This is a genomic window from Serratia oryzae, assembly GCF_001976145.1.
Taxonomy (GTDB): domain Bacteria; phylum Pseudomonadota; class Gammaproteobacteria; order Enterobacterales; family Enterobacteriaceae; genus Chania; species Chania oryzae.
In genome coordinates this window covers 40,865-58,452 of record NZ_MOXD01000014.1, presented here as the reverse complement: position 1 = coordinate 58,452, position 17,588 = coordinate 40,865, and the positions used below count along the sequence as shown (strand labels likewise).

At 52.0% G+C, this 17,588-nt stretch carries 20 protein-coding genes; 10 read left to right on the top strand and 10 right to left on the bottom strand.

The window, feature by feature from the left end; all coding sequences use genetic code 11:
• Position 1: 1 nt before the first annotated feature.
• Both BMI79_RS20250 and BMI79_RS20245 read right to left on the bottom strand, forming a co-directional pair.
• Positions 2 to 1,126, bottom strand: coding sequence for a glycosyltransferase family 9 protein (locus tag BMI79_RS20250; RefSeq protein ID WP_076943959.1), 1,125 nt, complete (start codon positions 1,124 to 1,126; stop codon positions 2 to 4).
• A 1-nt stretch (position 1,127) separates the two neighbouring features.
• Positions 1,128 to 2,093: a polysaccharide deacetylase family protein gene (locus BMI79_RS20245; protein WP_076943958.1), complete on the bottom strand. Its 966-nt coding sequence runs from the start codon at positions 2,091 to 2,093 to the stop codon at positions 1,128 to 1,130.
• 210 nt (positions 2,094 to 2,303) lie between these two features.
• Here BMI79_RS20245 and rfaQ point away from each other — a divergent pair, with 210 nt between their 5' ends.
• Genes rfaQ through BMI79_RS20230 form a run of 3 tightly spaced genes read left to right on the top strand, consistent with a single transcriptional unit; the run spans position 2,304 to position 5,610 of the window.
• On the top strand, positions 2,304 to 3,386 hold the full coding sequence (rfaQ, locus tag BMI79_RS20240; RefSeq protein ID WP_076943957.1) for a putative lipopolysaccharide heptosyltransferase III: 1,083 nt from the start codon (positions 2,304 to 2,306) through the stop codon (positions 3,384 to 3,386).
• Positions 3,383 to 4,510, top strand: coding sequence for a glycosyltransferase family 4 protein (locus tag BMI79_RS20235; RefSeq protein WP_076943956.1), 1,128 nt, complete (start codon positions 3,383 to 3,385; stop codon positions 4,508 to 4,510). Before rfaQ ends, BMI79_RS20235 begins: the two co-directional genes overlap by 4 nt.
• 2 nt (positions 4,511 to 4,512) lie before the next feature.
• Complete coding sequence (locus BMI79_RS20230; RefSeq protein ID WP_076943955.1) at positions 4,513 to 5,610, top strand: glycosyltransferase; 1,098 nt, start codon at positions 4,513 to 4,515, stop codon at positions 5,608 to 5,610.
• 33 nt (positions 5,611 to 5,643) lie between these two features.
• Here the strand turns inward: BMI79_RS20230 and BMI79_RS20225 are convergent, their stop codons facing one another.
• On the bottom strand, positions 5,644 to 6,657 hold the full coding sequence (locus BMI79_RS20225; protein ID WP_076943954.1) for a glycosyltransferase family 9 protein: 1,014 nt from the start codon (positions 6,655 to 6,657) through the stop codon (positions 5,644 to 5,646).
• A gap of 123 nt (positions 6,658 to 6,780) precedes the next feature.
• Between BMI79_RS20225 and waaA the strand changes: the two genes are divergently transcribed.
• Genes waaA through coaD form a run of 3 tightly spaced genes read left to right on the top strand, consistent with a single transcriptional unit; the run spans position 6,781 to position 9,321 of the window.
• Positions 6,781 to 8,058, top strand: coding sequence for a lipid IV(A) 3-deoxy-D-manno-octulosonic acid transferase (waaA, locus tag BMI79_RS20220; protein WP_076943953.1), 1,278 nt, complete (start codon positions 6,781 to 6,783; stop codon positions 8,056 to 8,058).
• The gene (locus BMI79_RS20215) at positions 8,059 to 8,832 is read left to right on the top strand and encodes a glycosyltransferase family 2 protein (protein WP_076943952.1); all 774 of its coding nucleotides are present in this window, start codon (positions 8,059 to 8,061) and stop codon (positions 8,830 to 8,832) included.
• A 3-nt stretch (positions 8,833 to 8,835) separates the two neighbouring features.
• Positions 8,836 to 9,321, top strand: coding sequence for a pantetheine-phosphate adenylyltransferase (gene coaD / locus BMI79_RS20210; RefSeq protein WP_076943951.1), 486 nt, complete (start codon positions 8,836 to 8,838; stop codon positions 9,319 to 9,321).
• Here coaD and mutM read toward each other — a convergent pair whose 3' ends face one another.
• From mutM to radC, 4 genes are all read right to left on the bottom strand, one after another.
• Positions 9,322 to 10,131 (bottom strand): bifunctional DNA-formamidopyrimidine glycosylase/DNA-(apurinic or apyrimidinic site) lyase, encoded by an 810-nt coding sequence (gene mutM, locus BMI79_RS20205; RefSeq protein WP_076943950.1) that lies wholly within the window; start codon positions 10,129 to 10,131, stop codon positions 9,322 to 9,324. It lies immediately after the preceding gene.
• 79 nt (positions 10,132 to 10,210) lie between these two features.
• Positions 10,211 to 10,378 carry a 50S ribosomal protein L33 gene (gene rpmG / locus BMI79_RS20200; RefSeq protein ID WP_004392084.1) on the bottom strand — a complete coding sequence of 56 codons (168 nt, stop codon included), beginning with the start codon at positions 10,376 to 10,378 and terminating at the stop codon, positions 10,211 to 10,213.
• A 16-nt stretch (positions 10,379 to 10,394) separates the two neighbouring features.
• Positions 10,395 to 10,631, bottom strand: a complete 237-nt coding sequence (rpmB, locus tag BMI79_RS20195; RefSeq protein ID WP_076943949.1) for a 50S ribosomal protein L28 — start codon at positions 10,629 to 10,631, stop codon at positions 10,395 to 10,397.
• Positions 10,632 to 10,895: 264 nt separating this feature from the next.
• A complete protein-coding gene (gene radC / locus BMI79_RS20190) occupies positions 10,896 to 11,579 on the bottom strand; it encodes a RadC family protein (protein ID WP_076943948.1) in 684 nt (227 codons plus the stop codon).
• 181 nt (positions 11,580 to 11,760) lie between these two features.
• Here radC and coaBC point away from each other — a divergent pair, with 181 nt between their 5' ends.
• From coaBC to slmA, 3 genes are all read left to right on the top strand, one after another.
• Positions 11,761 to 12,978 carry a bifunctional phosphopantothenoylcysteine decarboxylase/phosphopantothenate--cysteine ligase CoaBC gene (gene coaBC / locus BMI79_RS20185; protein ID WP_076944025.1) on the top strand — a complete coding sequence of 406 codons (1,218 nt, stop codon included), beginning with the start codon at positions 11,761 to 11,763 and terminating at the stop codon, positions 12,976 to 12,978.
• Positions 12,956 to 13,414 (top strand): dUTP diphosphatase, encoded by a 459-nt coding sequence (gene dut / locus BMI79_RS20180; protein ID WP_076943946.1) that lies wholly within the window; start codon positions 12,956 to 12,958, stop codon positions 13,412 to 13,414. The genes coaBC and dut overlap by 23 nt, the downstream gene beginning before the upstream one ends.
• A gap of 287 nt (positions 13,415 to 13,701) precedes the next feature.
• Positions 13,702 to 14,298: a nucleoid occlusion factor SlmA gene (gene slmA, locus BMI79_RS20175; protein ID WP_037400165.1), complete on the top strand. Its 597-nt coding sequence runs from the start codon at positions 13,702 to 13,704 to the stop codon at positions 14,296 to 14,298.
• A 63-nt stretch (positions 14,299 to 14,361) separates the two neighbouring features.
• Here slmA and pyrE read toward each other — a convergent pair whose 3' ends face one another.
• Both pyrE and rph read right to left on the bottom strand, forming a co-directional pair.
• Complete coding sequence (gene pyrE / locus BMI79_RS20170; protein ID WP_076943944.1) at positions 14,362 to 15,003, bottom strand: orotate phosphoribosyltransferase; 642 nt, start codon at positions 15,001 to 15,003, stop codon at positions 14,362 to 14,364.
• An 87-nt stretch (positions 15,004 to 15,090) separates the two neighbouring features.
• Positions 15,091 to 15,807 (bottom strand): ribonuclease PH, encoded by a 717-nt coding sequence (rph, locus tag BMI79_RS20165; protein ID WP_076943943.1) that lies wholly within the window; start codon positions 15,805 to 15,807, stop codon positions 15,091 to 15,093.
• A gap of 126 nt (positions 15,808 to 15,933) precedes the next feature.
• On the opposite strand from rph, the gene BMI79_RS20160 reads away from it, so the two are divergent.
• Positions 15,934 to 16,797: a YicC/YloC family endoribonuclease gene (locus tag BMI79_RS20160; protein ID WP_076943941.1), complete on the top strand. Its 864-nt coding sequence runs from the start codon at positions 15,934 to 15,936 to the stop codon at positions 16,795 to 16,797.
• A 320-nt stretch (positions 16,798 to 17,117) separates the two neighbouring features.
• Here BMI79_RS20160 and BMI79_RS23675 read toward each other — a convergent pair whose 3' ends face one another.
• On the bottom strand, positions 17,118 to 17,420 hold the full coding sequence (locus tag BMI79_RS23675) for a hypothetical protein (protein ID WP_125828856.1): 303 nt from the start codon (positions 17,418 to 17,420) through the stop codon (positions 17,118 to 17,120).
• Between the last annotated feature and the right edge of the window lie 168 nt (positions 17,421 to 17,588).

Here is a 17,588-nt window from a genome sequence, read left to right as displayed (position 1 = left end):
TTCAATCCTTCACTGTGTCAAAACTATTCTTTGCCGAAGTAACACACATTTTTTCTAATATCCCATATACCTGATCCACGGGAATAATCGACAATGGCTGTTCAGGATGCATGCTCAACGCATGGTGGTGACTACAGGAGAGATCGATCACATGATGTAATTCTTTATTTTGATAAGGGCCGGTAAATTTAGGGCTGGCGGTAACAAACAGACTGATGGTCGGTATTTTCAACGCAACGGCTAAATGTAGTGGACCTGTATCACCTGTCAACAGCACATCTAAAGAATCAATTACGCCAATCAATTGTGGCAACGAAGTTTTACCCACATAATTGCTCACGCGCTGCTGTTGATCACTGTTCAGACCGGCCAGTAAAGTATCAGCCAGCTCGCGATCAGCACGAGAACCAATGATCACGATCTCGCACTTATCATCATGAGAATCAATAAGCCTCTTAGCCAACTCGGTGAAGTAACTCACAGGCCAACAACGCTCTCGGGTTGAAGCGCCCATATTAAATCCGATCCGTATCCGCCCGACGGGTTTGGCCAACCTCTCAAATGAGCAGGGGATTTCCATTTCTATCTTGGAAGTATCCCCCCCAAGAAACTGCATCAAATCCAGTTTACGCTGAATCAGATGCCCACTAAAGTTCAATGAACAACTGATCACCCAGGAATCTAATTCCTTGGGCAAGGTCAGATAATTATCCCTCAGGATATATTGGCAACCCGCTAAAACCGCACTGAGAATATCGTAAGGCAGATGGCCATGCAAAATAACCGCCAGTTCAGGTTTGTGCTTGCGGATTTTACACACGGCCTGCATCATATCCCTGAATTTATTATTCCAGAAAATAACCTCATCAAAACACGAGTAATCCTTTACCATCGCATAATTAACGGTACCCGCAACCAACGTAATATGGGCATCAGGGTAACGCTGGCGTAAAGCCCGCATCGTTGGGGTATTAAACATAAAATCCCCCAAGGCTGTCGTAGAATATACTACAATGCGTTTGAATGGATAGTCAGGACTCAACGATTTTTTCGGTTTTATATTGCCAAACAGCAAATTATAAACAGATAAAAACCAATGAGCATACTTCATCTTTCTGATTTTCATGTTAATAACCAGTTTTCATCTGCTTTTGATAATATTCAGCCAACGTCATTCCCACCGTGCGTTGCTGCAACCAACTAAAAAGCTGCTCCAAATCGCGATACAAGGCTTCAATATCCTGCTCAGTTTTAAACGTCGGGCTGCCGCCGGGCATAAACTCGGAGGAGTGCAGCATAAATTCAACGTAGTCATTGCCTTCGGCCAGCGAACGCTGCACAACCTGTTTCATTTGCTCCACATTGCCCCCAGCAGGGCGCAGCCAGTGCACCGACGGGGAGCGTTTTTTCCCACGCAGGCTATCATAGCCCTGTTTTAGCGTATTCATCAGCGCCGAATGTTTATATTGAATACTCATCGGTACTTCTAGCAACGTCGAATGACCAGGTTTGGCAATATCTTGCGGATCGATAAAATAAGCCTGCGACGGGAAATGGCGATAATCGGTGCCCCCCTTACCCTGCGGATTACCCGGTGAGTATTGCCAGTTAACACGTGGCGTAACGGAACAATCGACCTGATAGCCATACTCCAGCAATAATGAGGCATAAAATTCGTTAAACGCCCAGCGCCCCGCTCGGTGGCTGAGCATTTTGGTCTGGAAAGCATCTTCCAGCAGCTTGGTCATATGATCAACTTTGGCACGGATCTGCTCAGCAGGATATTCAATCAAATAGGGCTTATGGCGCCAGTCATCATCAGTGAGCGGCGTCAGCGGCGGGCTGTTCCAGGCATGCAGATGCATCCCCACTTCACCGGTTCCGCGCGCAATCACATCCCGAGCAAATTCAACGTATTCCGCATCCACCGCCATTTCATAGTTGGTGAGATAAACCGGCTTAAAGGCATATTTTTCGCACAGCGCCTGAAAGCGCGGCAGAAAACGCGTGTTCTCGGTCGAAATACGATCGTGGTTTTGCCACAGATTATCGCCTTCGGTATCAATCGTGATAAGGAACGCCGGTTTGGTCATAAATATCGAGCCTGATATCAACGGAATACATTATGTTACGCAGCCTGTTTAGCAAGGGCAAACAACTTTACTGCCTCGTTTGGACAACACCGTGCCGCATTTCTCTCCAGAACCGATTATTTTTATGTGGCTGGCAAGAAAATCGAGCAACAGTAGCCACATGCGATCGGGTCATTTAGAATCAGCGATTGGTTTCCCTAAAAGCGACTGATGATGAACGATGCGCCTGCCCTAACGCCTGCCATGCCAGTGCAACGGATTTTGCTTATTAAACTTCGCCATCACGGCGATATGCTGCTAACGACACCAGTCATCAATACCCTGCGGCAAAACTACCCCAATGCGCAGATCGATATCCTGCTATACCAAGAAACACAGGATATGCTGGCCAGCAATCCGGCACTGTCACAAATATTGGTCATCGATCGCCAATGGAAAAAACAGGGAACCAAGGCACATCTCGCTCACGAACTGAAGCTGATCCGCCAGTTGAAAGCGCAACATTACGACCTGGTGGTTAACCTTGCCGATCAATGGCGTAGCGCACTCCTCGCTAAGCTGACCGGTGCACGTATCCGCCTGGGTTTTGACTTCCCGAAACGCCGCGGCTTTTTATGGCGCCATTGTCATACCCATCTGGTGCCAGTAGCCGACCATGCCCATCTGCATACCGTTGAACAGAACCTTTCGCTGTTGCAACCGCTCGGTCTGCCTACCGTCAGCCAGCAGGTAACCATGAGCTATAGCCCGCAGGACGAGCAAATCAGCCGGCAGCTTTTACAACAAAAAGGCATCACCGGTGCCTATATCGTGGTACAACCCACTTCACGCTGGTTCTTCAAGTGCTGGAGTGAAGAAAAGATGGCGGCAACCATCAGCGCACTGCAGGCCGATGGGCACCAATTGGTGATCACCTCAGGGCCAGACGCCAAAGAACAGCAGATGGTCGCTCGGATACTGGAACAGTGCCCAGCGCAAGGGGTGGCTTCTTTGGCCGGGCAGTTGACCTTGCGCCAGCTTGCTGCGCTGATCGATCACGCAACATTATTTATCGGCGTAGATTCCGTCCCGATGCATATGGCCGCTGCGCTGCAAACCCCTTGCGTTGCGCTGTTCGGGCCGTCCAAACTGGTATTCTGGCGCCCCTGGCAGGCGATCGGCCAGGTTATCTGGGCTGGAGACTACGGTACATTGCCCGACCCTGATGCCATCAATACCGGTACCGATGAGCGTTATCTCGACCTTATTCCTACAGACGCGGTGCTTGCAGCCGCGCGGAGCACGCTTGCATGAAAGCATTTCGCTTGGCGATTGTTCGCCAAAAATACCGCCCGGATGGCGGGGCAGAGCGTTTCGTTTCCCGTGCCCTGGAGGCGCTGGAGCAACAAGATCTAGAGCTGAACGTCATCACCCGCGAATGGCAGGGTGATACCAACCCGAATTGGCATATCCACCTGTGTAACCCGATGAAGTTCGGGCGCATCAGCCGTGAACGCGGCTTTGCCGAAGCGGCCAGGGCATTGTGGCAGAAAGAAAATTTCGATCTGGTACAAAGCCACGAACGCATTCCCGGCTGTGATATCTACCGCGCCGGTGATGGGGTGCATCGCCGCTGGCTGCTGCAACGCGCACGCCTGCTGCCAGAGTGGCGGCGCAAGTGGCTGTTTTCCAATCGCTATCATCGCTATGTGATGTGTGCTGAGCGCGCCATGTACGCCGCACCTGAACTGAAGGCCGTGATTTGTAACGCAGAGATGATCAAGCAGGAGATCGTTGACGATTTTGGCGTCCCTGCCGACAAAGTCACGGTGATCTACAACGCTATCGATAATCAGACATTTTTACCGGCCAGCGAACAACAACGGCAACAGCTGCGCACGCAATACCACCTTCCCCAGCAGGCGCATTGCCTGATCTTTGTCGGTTCAGGCTTTGAACGTAAAGGCCTGGCGGCAGCCATCCGCGCGATCGCCCCGACCGAAAGTTACTTACTCGTCGTTGGCAAAGATAAAGCGGAGAAGCGTTACCGCGCGCTGGCGCAATCGCTGGGCTGTAGCGATCGGGTACGCTTTATGGGGGTGCAGAAACACACGTTGCCGTTCTATCAGGCCGCGGATGCCCTGCTGCTGCCAACGCTCTATGATCCTTTCCCTAACGTAATTCTGGAAGCGATGTCATGCGGATTACCGGTGATCACCAGCACCACCTGCGGCGGTGCTGAATTTATCACGCCGGGGAAAAACGGTTTTGTCACCGATGCGCTGGATGTCAACGCCATCACCGACGCCATTCATGCTTTACCACAACAGGTGCTGGGCTCAAGCATGGCAGAAGCGGCTAGGTTGCGCATCATGCCCGCCACGCCAGCCCATCTCTCACAGCAATTGATTAATCTTTACAACCGACTCCTGGACTGATTATGCGTATCCTGATGATTATCGACGGTTTGCCCGGCGGCGGCGCAGAAAAAGTGGTGCTGACACTGAGCCAGGGCATGCAGCAAATGGGGCATGACGTTAGCCTGATTTCACTGCGTGACGTGTGTAACTACCCGATTCCCGCAGGCATCCATTATCAGGTAATGGCGGATACCAGCCGCAAACCCTGGCGTAAGCTGACCGAACTTAGGCGCCGTGCCAAAATGCTCGACCAAGCGATCGCCACCAACGAGCAACAGCATGGCAGTTACGATCTGGTGTTCTCAAACCTGCATAAAACTGACCGCATCGTCAGCCAGAGCAAAGTACTTTCTTCTGAGCGGTTGTGGTTCTGTATCCACGGCATTCTCTCGACGTCCTACTTAGGCCACCGCACCGGTCTTGATCGCTGGCTGAAAAAGCGCAAGGTTGCCCGTGTTTATCAGGGGCAGAATATCGTTGCCGTCTCGCAGGCCGTGGGGAATGACCTGCGGCAAAACCTGTTGATTCAACCTAAGCAACTTGCCGTCATCAACAACCCGTTCGATATTGATGCGATCGCACAACAGGCGGCGGAACCCTGCCAGTTGGCAGGCCAAGAATATCTGATCCACGTGGGCCGTTTTCATCCGCATAAACGTCACGATCGCCTGCTGAAAGCCTATGCGCTCTCCGGCATCCAGGCTCCGCTAGCTTTGGTGGGAACAGGCGATGAACAGCACACCAATGCCATCAAGAAATTGGCATCTGAGCTCAATATTGCCGATCGCGTGCTATTTCTCGGTTTTCAAGCTAACCCTTATCCCTTGATCAAACATGCAGCGATGCTGGTGCTCAGTTCAGACAGCGAGGGGTTCGGCAACGTACTGATTGAGGCATTGCTGTGTAATACTCCAGTAGTCAGCACCCGCTGCCCTGGCGGGCCAGAAGAAATTTTAGAAAATAATGGCATGGGTCATGCACTGGCAGAGCTAAATGAACAATCACTGGCAGATAAAATGGTGGAGATCTACGCCCAACCACCGGAGATTAATCACCAGCAGTTGTTAAGCTATGGCCTGCAACCTATTTGTCAACAGTATTTGGCGTTAAAGATATAACTAAAATGGCAGGACACTCCCTGCCATCAGGGGTTATTTCATCCCTTCAATGCTGTGCCACACTTCTTCAATGGGAATATCACTACAATCTCCCGATTCCGCCTGTAATATTTGGTACTTCCCTGACCATGGATGCCACTCTTCCTGACTCGTCTCACCGAAAAATACCACTTGGTTTTTATTCAGCGCGGCAGCCAAATGCATCTGGCCACCATCACTGCACAATACCAGATCGCAGAGATCAAACGCGGCTAACAACTCACGCACCGAAGTCGTGGGATAGAGCGCGACACGCCCATTCTGGCATTGCTTCAGTAGCAACTCAGCCCTTTTCTGATCGCCGATATCATCTGGTGCCAAAGCCCCCTGCGGTGACCAAAAAATCAGCACAGAGGTTTGCGGATCAGCAGTCAGACGGCGGATGATCTCGGCATAACGCTCCAAAGGCCACGTGCTCTTTTCTCTTCGATTACTGAAATGCACCGCATAAATATGCGAACTCTCTGGCAACAGAACGTTTAGACGCTGGGCAGCGGCCTGGCGTTCATCCTCACTGAGATAAACGCGCACGGGCGGAATCGGGATGGTTTTATCAGTAATCGCAGAAAGATAACTGAAGGCATATTCAACCTGATGTTTGCCATGAAAATCCTCCTTACGAAAAGCATGAGTGATTTCAGGCTTACCTAAATCAGCACCAATAATATGTTTCGCACCAGCCATCTTTGCCAGCCGCAGGCTATATTTACAAGGGACAGGGTTGGCCAGGATCGCCGCATCAAACTTTATTTTTCGTAGCTGCAAAAATATCATTAAGCGCTCAAAATAAACGCCCAGCGTCGTTTCATTCTTCGCTTTATGTTTTGCCTTTTTATAAACAAACACCTTTTCAATGTTTGGATTATTTTTCACCACATCCTGACTGACTTTATTGATTAACAAATAAACTTTTGCCTCAGGATAGGCAATTTTCACCCCTTCAATCAATGGAGTGGTACAAACGAGGTCGCCAATGTTGTCGCGGCGAATAATTAAAATATTCTTCATTCCAAACCTTGCGGCGAAACTCTCGCCTGTTGTCCCAACCTGACACCCAGGTTACCAAATTAGCGCCTTTCCCTTGCGGTTATGATACTATTCTGTGTAACCCATATAAATGAAATTGATAGAATGTTGCTCCGTTTATATCAGGTACTACTCTACCTCATCCAACCCCTGATCTGGCTCCGCTTACTGCTGCGTAGCCGCAAAGCCCCAGCCTACCGTAAACGCTGGGCGGAACGCTATGGCTTCTGCGCTGGGAAAGTGGTGCCGGGTGGTATTATGCTGCATTCCGTTTCTGTCGGCGAAACGCTGGCCGCCATTCCGCTCGTGCGAGCATTGCGCCACCGCTACCCTTACTTACCGATTACTGTGACCACAATGACGCCAACGGGTTCCGAACGCGTGCAGTCTGCTTTCGGTAACGACGTGCATCATGTCTACCTGCCTTATGATCTGCCTGGTTCTATGCGCCGTTTTCTCGATCAGGTGAATCCGAAGCTGGTTATTATCATGGAAACAGAACTCTGGCCGAATCTGATCAATGCGCTACACCAGCGCCAAATCCCGCTGGTGATTGCCAATGCCCGCCTTTCTGCCCGCTCAGCCGCCGGTTACAAAAAAATCAGCGGTTTTATTCGCCATATCCTGCAGCGCATTACCCTAATCGCAGCTCAAAATGAGGAAGATGGTGATCGTTTTATCGAACTGGGCCTGAAACGTTCGCAACTCACGGTGACAGGCAGCCTGAAATTCGATATTTCAGTTACGCCAGAATTGGCAGTACGTGCAGTAACGCTGCGCCGCCAGTGGGCACCGCGCCGCCCGGTGTGGATCGCCACCAGCACCCACGAAGGGGAAGAAACCATTCTGCTGGAAGCGCATCGCAAACTGCTGGAAAAACACCCCGACCTGTTGCTGATTCTGGTGCCACGCCATCCTGAACGCTTCGCCATCGCCAAAGAGCTGACACAGAAATCGGGCTTCAGCTACACCATGCGCAGCAGCGGCGAAATTCCTTCCAGCAGCACGCAGGTAGTAGTTGGCGATACCATGGGTGAACTGATGTTGCTATATGGCATTGCCGATCTGGCCTTTGTCGGCGGCAGCCTGGTGGAGCGCGGTGGACATAATCCGTTAGAAGCGGCAGCGCACGCGATCCCGGTGCTGATGGGCCCACACATCTTCAACTTCAAGGATATCTGCGCCAAGCTCTCGCAGGCCGGTGGATTGATTGCCGTTACCGATGTGGATTCTCTGGTGAAGGAGGTCACAACGCTACTCACTGATGAAGACTATCGCCGCTACCATGGCCGCCACGCGGTTGAAGTGCTATATCAGAATCAGGGAGCGCTGCAGCGCCTGCTGCAACTGTTGGAACCCTACCTGCCGCCGCGGAGCCACTAGATGAGTAACCGCAAAAGCCTGTCGGTGGTGATGATTGCCAAAAACGAAGCCGAACTGCTGCCTGATTGCCTGCAATCGGTGGCTTGGGCGGATGAAATCATCGTGCTTGATTCCGGTAGCCAGGATGGTTCTGTCGCTTTGGCGGAAAGCCTGGGAGCTAAAGTTTTTACCCATACAGACTGGCAGGGTTTCGGCAAACAGCGCCAGAAAGCGCAAAGCTATGCCACCCAAGATTACGTTTTGATGATCGATGCCGATGAACGCATTACGCCGGAGCTGCGCCAATCTATAGAGCATGCGCTGACCATAGCGGACGACAACGTGGTATACAGCCTTGGCCGCCGCAACCTGTTCCTCGGCCGCTTTATGCGCCACAGCGGCTGGTACCCTGATCGGGTTAATCGCCTTTATGCCAACCAACGCTATCGTTACAACGACGACCTGGTGCATGAATCTCTTAATATCAACGGGGCCAAAGTGGTGCCGCTGAAAGGCGATCTGCTGCACCTGACCTGCCGTGATTTTTTTGCTTTCCAGCGCAAACAGTTACATTACGCCGAACAATGGGCTGCCCAGCGCCATCAGGCCGGTAAAAACTGTGGTTTTCTGTCTATTCTCACGCACACGCTAGGGGCGTTTTGCAAAACCTGGCTGCTACGCGCCGGTTTCCTCGACGGTAAACAGGGCTTGCTGTTAGCGGTGGTCAACGCGCAATATACCTTTAATAAATATGCCGCCTTGTGGGCGTTGGACCGTAATTACACTGAGAAGTGAATCATGAGCAGCAAAGCCATCTACCCAGGAACCTTCGACCCGATGACTAACGGCCATCTGGACTTGGTGACCCGCGCTTCATTGATGTTTGACCACGTGATTCTGGCGATTGCCGCCAGCCCGAGCAAAAAGCCGCTGTTTACTTTAGCAGAGCGCGTGGCACTGGCGACGCAGGTCACTTCACATCTGGATAATGTGGAAGTGCTCGGTTTCAGCGAGTTGATGGCACACTTTGCCGCCCATCAGAACGCCAATATTCTGGTGCGCGGGCTGCGTGCAGTGTCTGATTTTGAATATGAATTGCAGTTGGCGAATATGAACCGCCATCTGATGCCTCAGCTTGAAAGCGTGTTCCTGATGCCATCCGAAGAGTGGTCATTTATCTCTTCTACGCTGGTGAAAGAAGTGGCACGCCATGGTGGCGACATTGCGCCATTCCTGCCGGATGTCGTCACCCAGGCATTGATGGAAAAGCTCGCCGCAGAGTAATCAGTGCTGGCAGCTGCGGCAGAAAAAGGTGCTGCGCTGCCCGTGCTTGGCGCTTTCAATCAAGGTTCCACATACGCGGCAGGGTTCACCTGCTCGGCCATACACCTGCAATTCCTGCGCAAAATAGCCTGGTTTGCCGTCTGATTGCAGAAAATCGCGCAACGTAGTACCCCCCTGCTCAATCGAACGCAGCAATACTGCCTTGATGGTCGCCACCAGCAGGTCTGCCTCCGCCTGACTCAGTGAACTGGCCTGGCGATCGGGCAGGATCCCGGCGGTAAACAGCGATTCACTGGCGTAGATATTCCCCACCCCCACCACCAGCTTGTTATCCATCAGCCAGGGTTTGATCGGTGTGCGTTTATTACGTGATTTTTCATACAGATAGTTGCCATCGAACGCTTCGCTCAACGGTTCAGGGCCAAGATGGGCCAACACGCTGCTCGTTGCCAGATCTTCACACCACAACCAGGCACCGAAACGACGCGGATCGGTATAGCGCAGGATCATGCCGTTACTCATCACCAGATCGACATGATCGTGTTTGCCGGCTTCAGTTTCTTCCACCAACATACGCAAGCTGCCAGACATCCCCAGATGCACGATAATCCAACCGTAATCCAGCTCGATCAACAGATACTTGGCGCGGCGCTGCACGCTGCGCACCGGCCGATCGCTCAACGCCAGGATTTGTTCAGAGACAGGCCAACGCAGGCGGGCATTACGCACCACCGCATACTGGATATGATGCCCGACAAGGTAAGGTTCGATGCCGCGGCGGCTGGTTTCGACTTCTGGTAATTCAGGCATATCGCGCTCCCTTTCAGATACCTCAATCTTAGATAACAAAAAACCCGGCCTTGGCCGGGTTTTTATTAATCCACTAAAATTACTTGATTTTAGCTTCTTTGTAGATCACGTGTTGACGGACAACTGGATCGAATTTCTTCAGTTCCAATTTTTCCGGCTTAGTACGCTTGTTCTTCGTGGTGGTATAGAAGTGACCAGTACCAGCAGAAGAAACCAGCTTGATCTTCTCGCGAACACCTTTAGCCATGATTCAGTTCCTTTCCTTAATACTTCTCACCACGGGCACGCAGATCGGCCAAGACCATCTCAATACCCTTCTTATCAATAACACGCATACCTTTAGCAGATACACGCAGAGTTACAAAGCGCTTCTCAGCCTCAACCCAAAAACGGTGTGAGTGCAGGTTAGGCAGAAAACGGCGTTTGGTCGCGTTCATTGCGTGGGAACGGTTGTTACCGCTCACCGGGCGCTTGCCAGTAACTTGGCAGACTCGGGACATGTCTATTCTCCAAAAATCAAATCAGCTCGAGCTTCGTATAGGGTATGGCCGCCTCGTCAGGCTTTTAGAGCCCATCTCAGCAAACTTCATACTGAGGAGACTCTCGTCATCAGGTCAGAAACTACACATCAGGTTAGAAACCTGCTGAGATAGGCTCTTAACGCCAAACCCAAGATTCTCAAAGGTGGCGTAGTATACGCTCTGAAGCGTAAGTGCTCAAGTCCCGAACAGCTAAAGATCCCTCAAGGATCGCGAAAAAATAGCTTAAAGCCATCCGCGCTCGGCAAAAGAGACACATTCACCCCGGCCTATCACCAAATGATCGAGCACTCGGATCTCCAATAACCGGCAGGCATTCACCACTTGCTCGGTTATCAAACGGTCGGCGTGGCTGGGTTCAGCCTTACCCGAAGGGTGATTATGCGCCAGAATGATGGCGGCTGCATTAGCCTTCAACGCTTCACGCACAATTTCTCTCGGGTGTACGACGACGCTGCTGATGGTACCAGCAAACATCTCCTGATGGCGAATAACCCGGTGTTGATTGTCCAAAAACAACACTAAAAACACCTCACGTTCATGATGAACCAGCAAACTGTGCAGATAGTGCTGGGTGACTTTCGGATTCAGCAACGCGTTTTCCAACAAATGCGGGCCAGAAAACAGCCGGAGAGCCAACTCCGAAATCGCCTGCAACTGCGCATAGGTGGCATTGCCCAACCCTTTCTGGCTGGTAAATTGTGCGTAGTCTGCCGAAATCAGGTGGTACAGCGAACCAAAATGAGCCAGTAGCTGTTCAGCCCGTTGCAAAACGTGAATACCGGGTAAACCGGTGCGCAGGAAGATCGCCAACAGTTCCACGTCTGACAGCGCCGCCGCGCCGTCACGCATCAATTTCTCTCTTGGAGCCAATTCTCCCGGCCATAACGACATATCCTGGCTGCTCATCACCACCTCCCAGCAATCAACCAAGCATGCCATGCGGCATTATGGATCGCGACAGGTGATTGATAACATTGCGAAGTATTGCGCAGAGTGGAATGTAACTGGCTGCATACACAGCAGAATCGCTCACCTCGCCAACGGTTATGCTAAAATGCCGCATCTTTCGGTTTTCAAACGGACCATCATGATGACGGGACTTTCGGGCAAACATATTGTGCTTGGCATCAGCGGCGGCATTGCTGCCTATAAATGCCCTGAACTGGTACGTCGCCTGCGCGACAGAGGCGCTGAGGTGCGTGTCGTCATGACAGCTGCGGCAAAAGCCTTTATCACACCGCTCACGTTGCAGGCCGTTTCTGGCTATCCGGTTGCTGATGATCTGCTGGATCCCGCCGCAGAAGCCGCCATGGGCCATATTGAACTGGGTAAATGGGCCGATCTGGTGATCCTGGCACCCGCGACTGCCGATCTGCTGGCGCGCATTGCCGCCGGTATGGCTAACGATCTGCTGACCACGGTCTGCCTGGCAACCCCGGCTCCGATCGCCACAGCACCGGCCATGAACCAGCAGATGTACCGTGCCGCAGCCACGCAGGCCAATCTGCACACCCTGCAGGCGCGTGGTATGTTGCTGTGGGGGCCAGACAGTGGCAGCCAGGCCTGCGGCGACGTCGGGCCTGGCCGTATGCTGGATCCGCTGGACATCGTTGAGCTGGCCAACGGCTATTTCTCTGCGCCACAGGATCTGAAACATTTAAAGATTATGATCACCGCAGGCCCCACGCGCGAAGCGCTGGATCCCGTGCGTTTTATCAGCAATCACAGCTCCGGCAAGATGGGTTTCGCCATCGCCCGCGCGGCGGCAGCTCGCGGCGCACAGGTTACGCTAGTGGCCGGGCCGGTCAGCCTGCCAACGCCGCCTTGGGTAACGCGTGTAGACGTGATCAGCGCGCTGGAAATGGCACACGCCGTGCAACAACATGCCGCGCAGCAGAACATTTTTATCGGCTGTGCCGCCGTGGCGGATTACCGTGCAGCACAGGTTGCCGATGAAAAAATCAAAAAACAGGGTGATGAAATTACCCTCAAGATGATAAAAAACCCCGACATCGTCGCCAGCGTTGCTGCAATGAGCAAAAATCGTCCATTTGTTGTCGGGTTTGCTGCCGAAACCCAGAATGTGGAAGAATACGCGCGACAAAAACTGGCGCGGAAGAAGCTGGATTTAATCTGCGCTAACGATGTATCGCTTGCGGAGCACGGTTTCAACAGTGATACCAATGCCCTGCATCTTTTTTGGCAGGATGGAGAAAAACGCCTTCCGCACAGCGACAAGGCACTCCTTGGCCAACGTTTACTAGACGAGATAGTCAGCCGTTATGATGAAAAAAATCGACGTTAAGATCCTCGACCCACGTATCGGTCAGGATTTCCCTTTACCGACCTATGCCACTCCTGGCTCTGCCGGGCTTGACCTACGCGCCTGCCTGGATAACGCGGTTGAGTTGGCGCCGGGTGAAACCACCTTGTTGCCTACCGGCCTGGCCATTCATATCGCCGATACCGATCTTGCCGCAGTCATCCTGCCCCGCTCAGGGTTAGGCCATAAGCATGGCGTGGTGCTGGGTAACCTGGTGGGGCTGATCGATTCAGATTATCAGGGCCAGTTGATGGTGTCCGTCTGGAACCGCGGTCAAAAATCTTTCACTATTGAACCGGGTGAGCGCATTGCACAGATGGTATTTGTGCCGGTAGTGCAGGCTGAATTCAATCTGGTCACCGAATTCGGCAGCAGCGAACGTGGTGCCGGTGGTTTTGGCCATTCAGGCCGCCACTAAGTTCAACCCGTAATATTATGGCCAGCAGGAAATACTACCTGAACTCTTGCCGTGCCAGAGAGAAGGACGTCTCTATGGCATGGTTTGCCCGGTAACGAGAATACCGTACATCCGATCGCATAGAGAATAATGGTTGAAAAGACCATTGGCCCAAACACCATAACAAACGATGACATAAGCCGCTTAACGTTTGCTTTACAGCGGCCAGTGTTTGGGTTCTTAAGAATCTATACCCAATGGATTGCAACACAGGGGTATATACCGTTTTAGCAAAGGTCTAATCAAACATGGCAGAGAAAGAAAATACGAAAAGGAATCGGCGCGAGGAAATACTACAGGCGTTAGCCCAGATGCTGGAATCCAGCGACGGCAGCCAGCGCATTACCACCGCAAAACTCGCCGCAAACGTTGGTGTCTCTGAGGCTGCCCTCTACCGGCATTTTCCTAGCAAAACGCGGATGTTTGACAGCCTGATCGAGTTTATCGAAGACAGCCTGATATCGCGCATCAATCTGATCCTGCAGGATGAGAAAGAGACGTTCAACCGCCTGCGCCTGATTCTGTTGCTGATTCTCGGGTTTGCCGAGCGCAACCCGGGCCTGACACGCATCATGACCGGGCACGCGCTGATGTTTGAACAGGACCGTCTGCAGGGCAGAATCAACCAGTTGTTTGAACGCATCGAAGCACAACTGCGCCAGGTACTGAAAGAGCGGAAATTGCGCGAAGGCAAAGGTTTTAGCGTGGATGAGACACTGCTGGCCAGCCAGTTATTAGCCTTTTGTGAAGGTATGCTGTCGCGCTATATCCGTTCTGAATTCCGCTATCGGCCAACACAAGATTTCGATGCGCGTTGGCCATTGTTGGCGGCACAACTGCAATAATTGCTACCACAGCAACATGCAAGACAAGAATGACGCCGGGTTATGATGCCCGGCGTCGTCATATTAAACACCGTATTGCTCGCGATACGCCTGCACCGCAGCCAGATGATCCGCCATTTGCGGCTTCTCTTCCAGATACGCAATCAAGTCCTTCAAGGTAATAATGGAAATCACCTTGCAGTGATAATCACGTTCCACCTCCTGAATTGCCGACACATCAGCACGGCCACGTTCCTGGCGATCGAGGGAAATCAACACCCCCGCCAGGCTGGCATTATTGGCGCTGATCACTTCCATCGATTCACGGATTGCCGTGCCCGCCGTGATCACATCATCCACCAGCATCACGCGCCCCTGTAAAGGGCTGCCCACCAGCAAGCCGCCTTCACCATGATCTTTGGCCTCTTTGCGGTTGAAACAATACGGCACATCGCGATCGTGATGTTCTGCCAGCGCTACCGCGGTGGTAGTGGCAATCGGGATCCCTTTATAGGCCGGGCCGAAGAGCAGATCGAAATCAATGCCAGAATCGACCAAGGCTTCGGCATAGAAACGCCCTAACAGCGCCAGGTCACGCCCGGTGTTAAACAGGCCGGCATTAAAGAAATACGGGCTGACGCGGCCGGATTTCAGGGTAAACTGGCCGAATTTCAATACCTGTTTGTTAAGCGCAAACTCGATAAACTGGCGCTGATAGGCTTTCATTACTACTTCTCCTCGTCTGGTCTGTTCTTCTTACTGCCGCCCGATCGCCGGGCGTAAAAAAGGCGACTTCTCCGTCGCCTTAGAAAATCAATCTGCCAGCGCCGCTTTCTGCGCTTGGAAAATGGTTTCGATGCCCCCTCGGGCCAGTGCCAGCAGCGCCAGCAACTCATCATGGCTGAACGGCTCGCCCTCGGCGGTGCCTTGCACCTCGATCATGCGGCCATCTTCCATCATTACCACATTCATATCGGTTTCTGCGGCGGAATCTTCAACGTATTCCAGATCGCACAGCGCTTCGCCGTTAACGATCCCCACCGAAACCGCCGCCACCAACCCTTTCATCGGATTGGCTTTCAGCTTGCCAGCGGCCACCAATGCGTTAAGCGCATCGGCCAAGGCCACACAGGCCCCAGAAATAGAGGCAGTACGGGTGCCACCATCAGCCTGCAACACGTCGCAGTCTAGAGTAATGGTGAACTCGCCGAGCTTTTTCAAATCCACCGCCGCGCGCAGCGAACGAGCGATCAGGCGCTGGATCTCCAGCGTGCGGCCCCCCTGCTTGCCCTTGGCGGCTTCGCGGGCATTACGGCTGTGGGTAGAACGCGGCAGCATACCGTATTCTGCCGTGATCCAACCCTGCCCCTGGCCTTTCAGGAAGCGCGGAACGCCCTCTTCAACCGTGGCGGTGCACAAAACTTTGGTATCGCCAAACTCAACCAGCACTGAACCTTCAGCGTGTTTCGTATAGTGACGGGTCAATGTCAGGGGGCGAACTTGTTGTGGTGCTCTGCCTGCAGGACGCATGGGCTCTCTCCGGCTTCTTATCAACGATTGGCTGCGCATTATACGGGCTTAGTGACGTTATGCCTATCTTGGCCGCAGGCGCAACGCTATAATCATTGCATCTTTTCCTATTACGGGTACGCATCAATGATCCGCAGCATGACCGCCTACGCCCGGCGTGAAATCAAGGGTGAATGGGGCAGCGCAGCTTGGGAGCTGCGTTCCGTTAACCAACGCTACTTAGAAACCTACATCCGCTTGCCAGAGCAATTCCGCAGCCTTGAGCCGGTGATCCGCGAGCGTATCCGTGGCCGCCTGACACGCGGCAAAGTGGAATGCAACCTGCGTTTCGAACTCGATCCCAGCGCGCAAAGCTCGCTGATCCTGAATGAAAAACTGGCGAAACAGCTGGTTGAAGCCGCCAATTGGGTCAAGATGCAAAGCGACGAAGGGGAAATTAACCCGATCGACGTACTGCGCTGGCCGGGCGTGATGTCCGCTCAGGAGCAGGATCTGGACACCATCAGTGCGCAATTGATGGAGGCACTGGAAGGGGCATTGGATGATTTCATTGCCGCACGCGAAAGCGAGGGTACGGCGCTGAAAGCCCTTATCGAACAACGTCTTGCGGGCGTGAGTGCCGAAGTAGCCAAAGTGCGGGCACAAATGCCAAACGTCTTGCAATGGCAGCGTGAACGCTTGGTCAGCAAGCTGGAAGAAGCACAGGTGCAGTTAGAAAACACCCGTCTGGAGCAAGAGCTGGTGCTGATGGCACAGCGTATCGACGTTGCTGAAGAGCTGGATCGCCTGGAAGCACATGTAAAAGAAACACATAACATCCTGAAGAAGAAAGAAGCCGTTGGCCGCCGCCTCGACTTTATGATGCAGGAGTTCAATCGTGAATCGAACACGCTGGCTTCGAAATCCATTAATGCCGATATCACCACCTCTGCCATTGAGCTGAAAGTGCTGATTGAGCAAATGCGCGAACAGATCCAGAATATTGAATAAATATTGCTAGGTAGCAAAAAACCTAAAGCCCGCATTGCACTCAGCGGGCTGTTTTTGCTGTAAGTTAGCATAAAGAATTTTTTGACTAATTTTAATAATATAAATATCCATCTATTAACGCTTATCGCTAAAAAACATTGTATTCAGTAATCCGCCTCATGTACTGACATATTTTCATCATATCAGTATCACTGCCGTAAACATAATGGTACATGTTTTACATGTTACAGGTAATCATTCACCATCGAGTAACCACAGTTAAAATTTTTAGCATAGGCTAATATACAAAAAGGTATCCCCCTTTAGCCGACACGCCTATTTTATGGGGCAATCAGCGTGCGCAGATACGCCAATGCACTCTCGCTGTAACTCTCGTCTTGGGACAGTTTTGGGATGAGGCCCTGAGCTTCCAGAACCGTACCAATACGGTGTAATTCTTGGTGCTGTGGAAACACATCGGCAAAAGCATTGAGTAAGATAATTGATGGCATAATTTTGTCAGCGCAGGTACCAACTGCTCCTGGCTCATCGCCTCTGGCTGGGCAAGGAAGATTATCCGCATTACGACGCTGGCATGCCTGTAGCAAAGTAATTGCCTGCTGAATCTCATGACTCCATGGCATAACTACATTCCTCTGAATTTATCTCTATACCAACATGTGGCTAATAAACGATAATTAACATGCGTTAACTTTCCATAACAGAAGAACAACTTGTAAACCAAGCTGACCTCAGATGACAAGATAAATTTTTCTAAGAATCACGCATTGATGTAGGTCACATTGCATAAC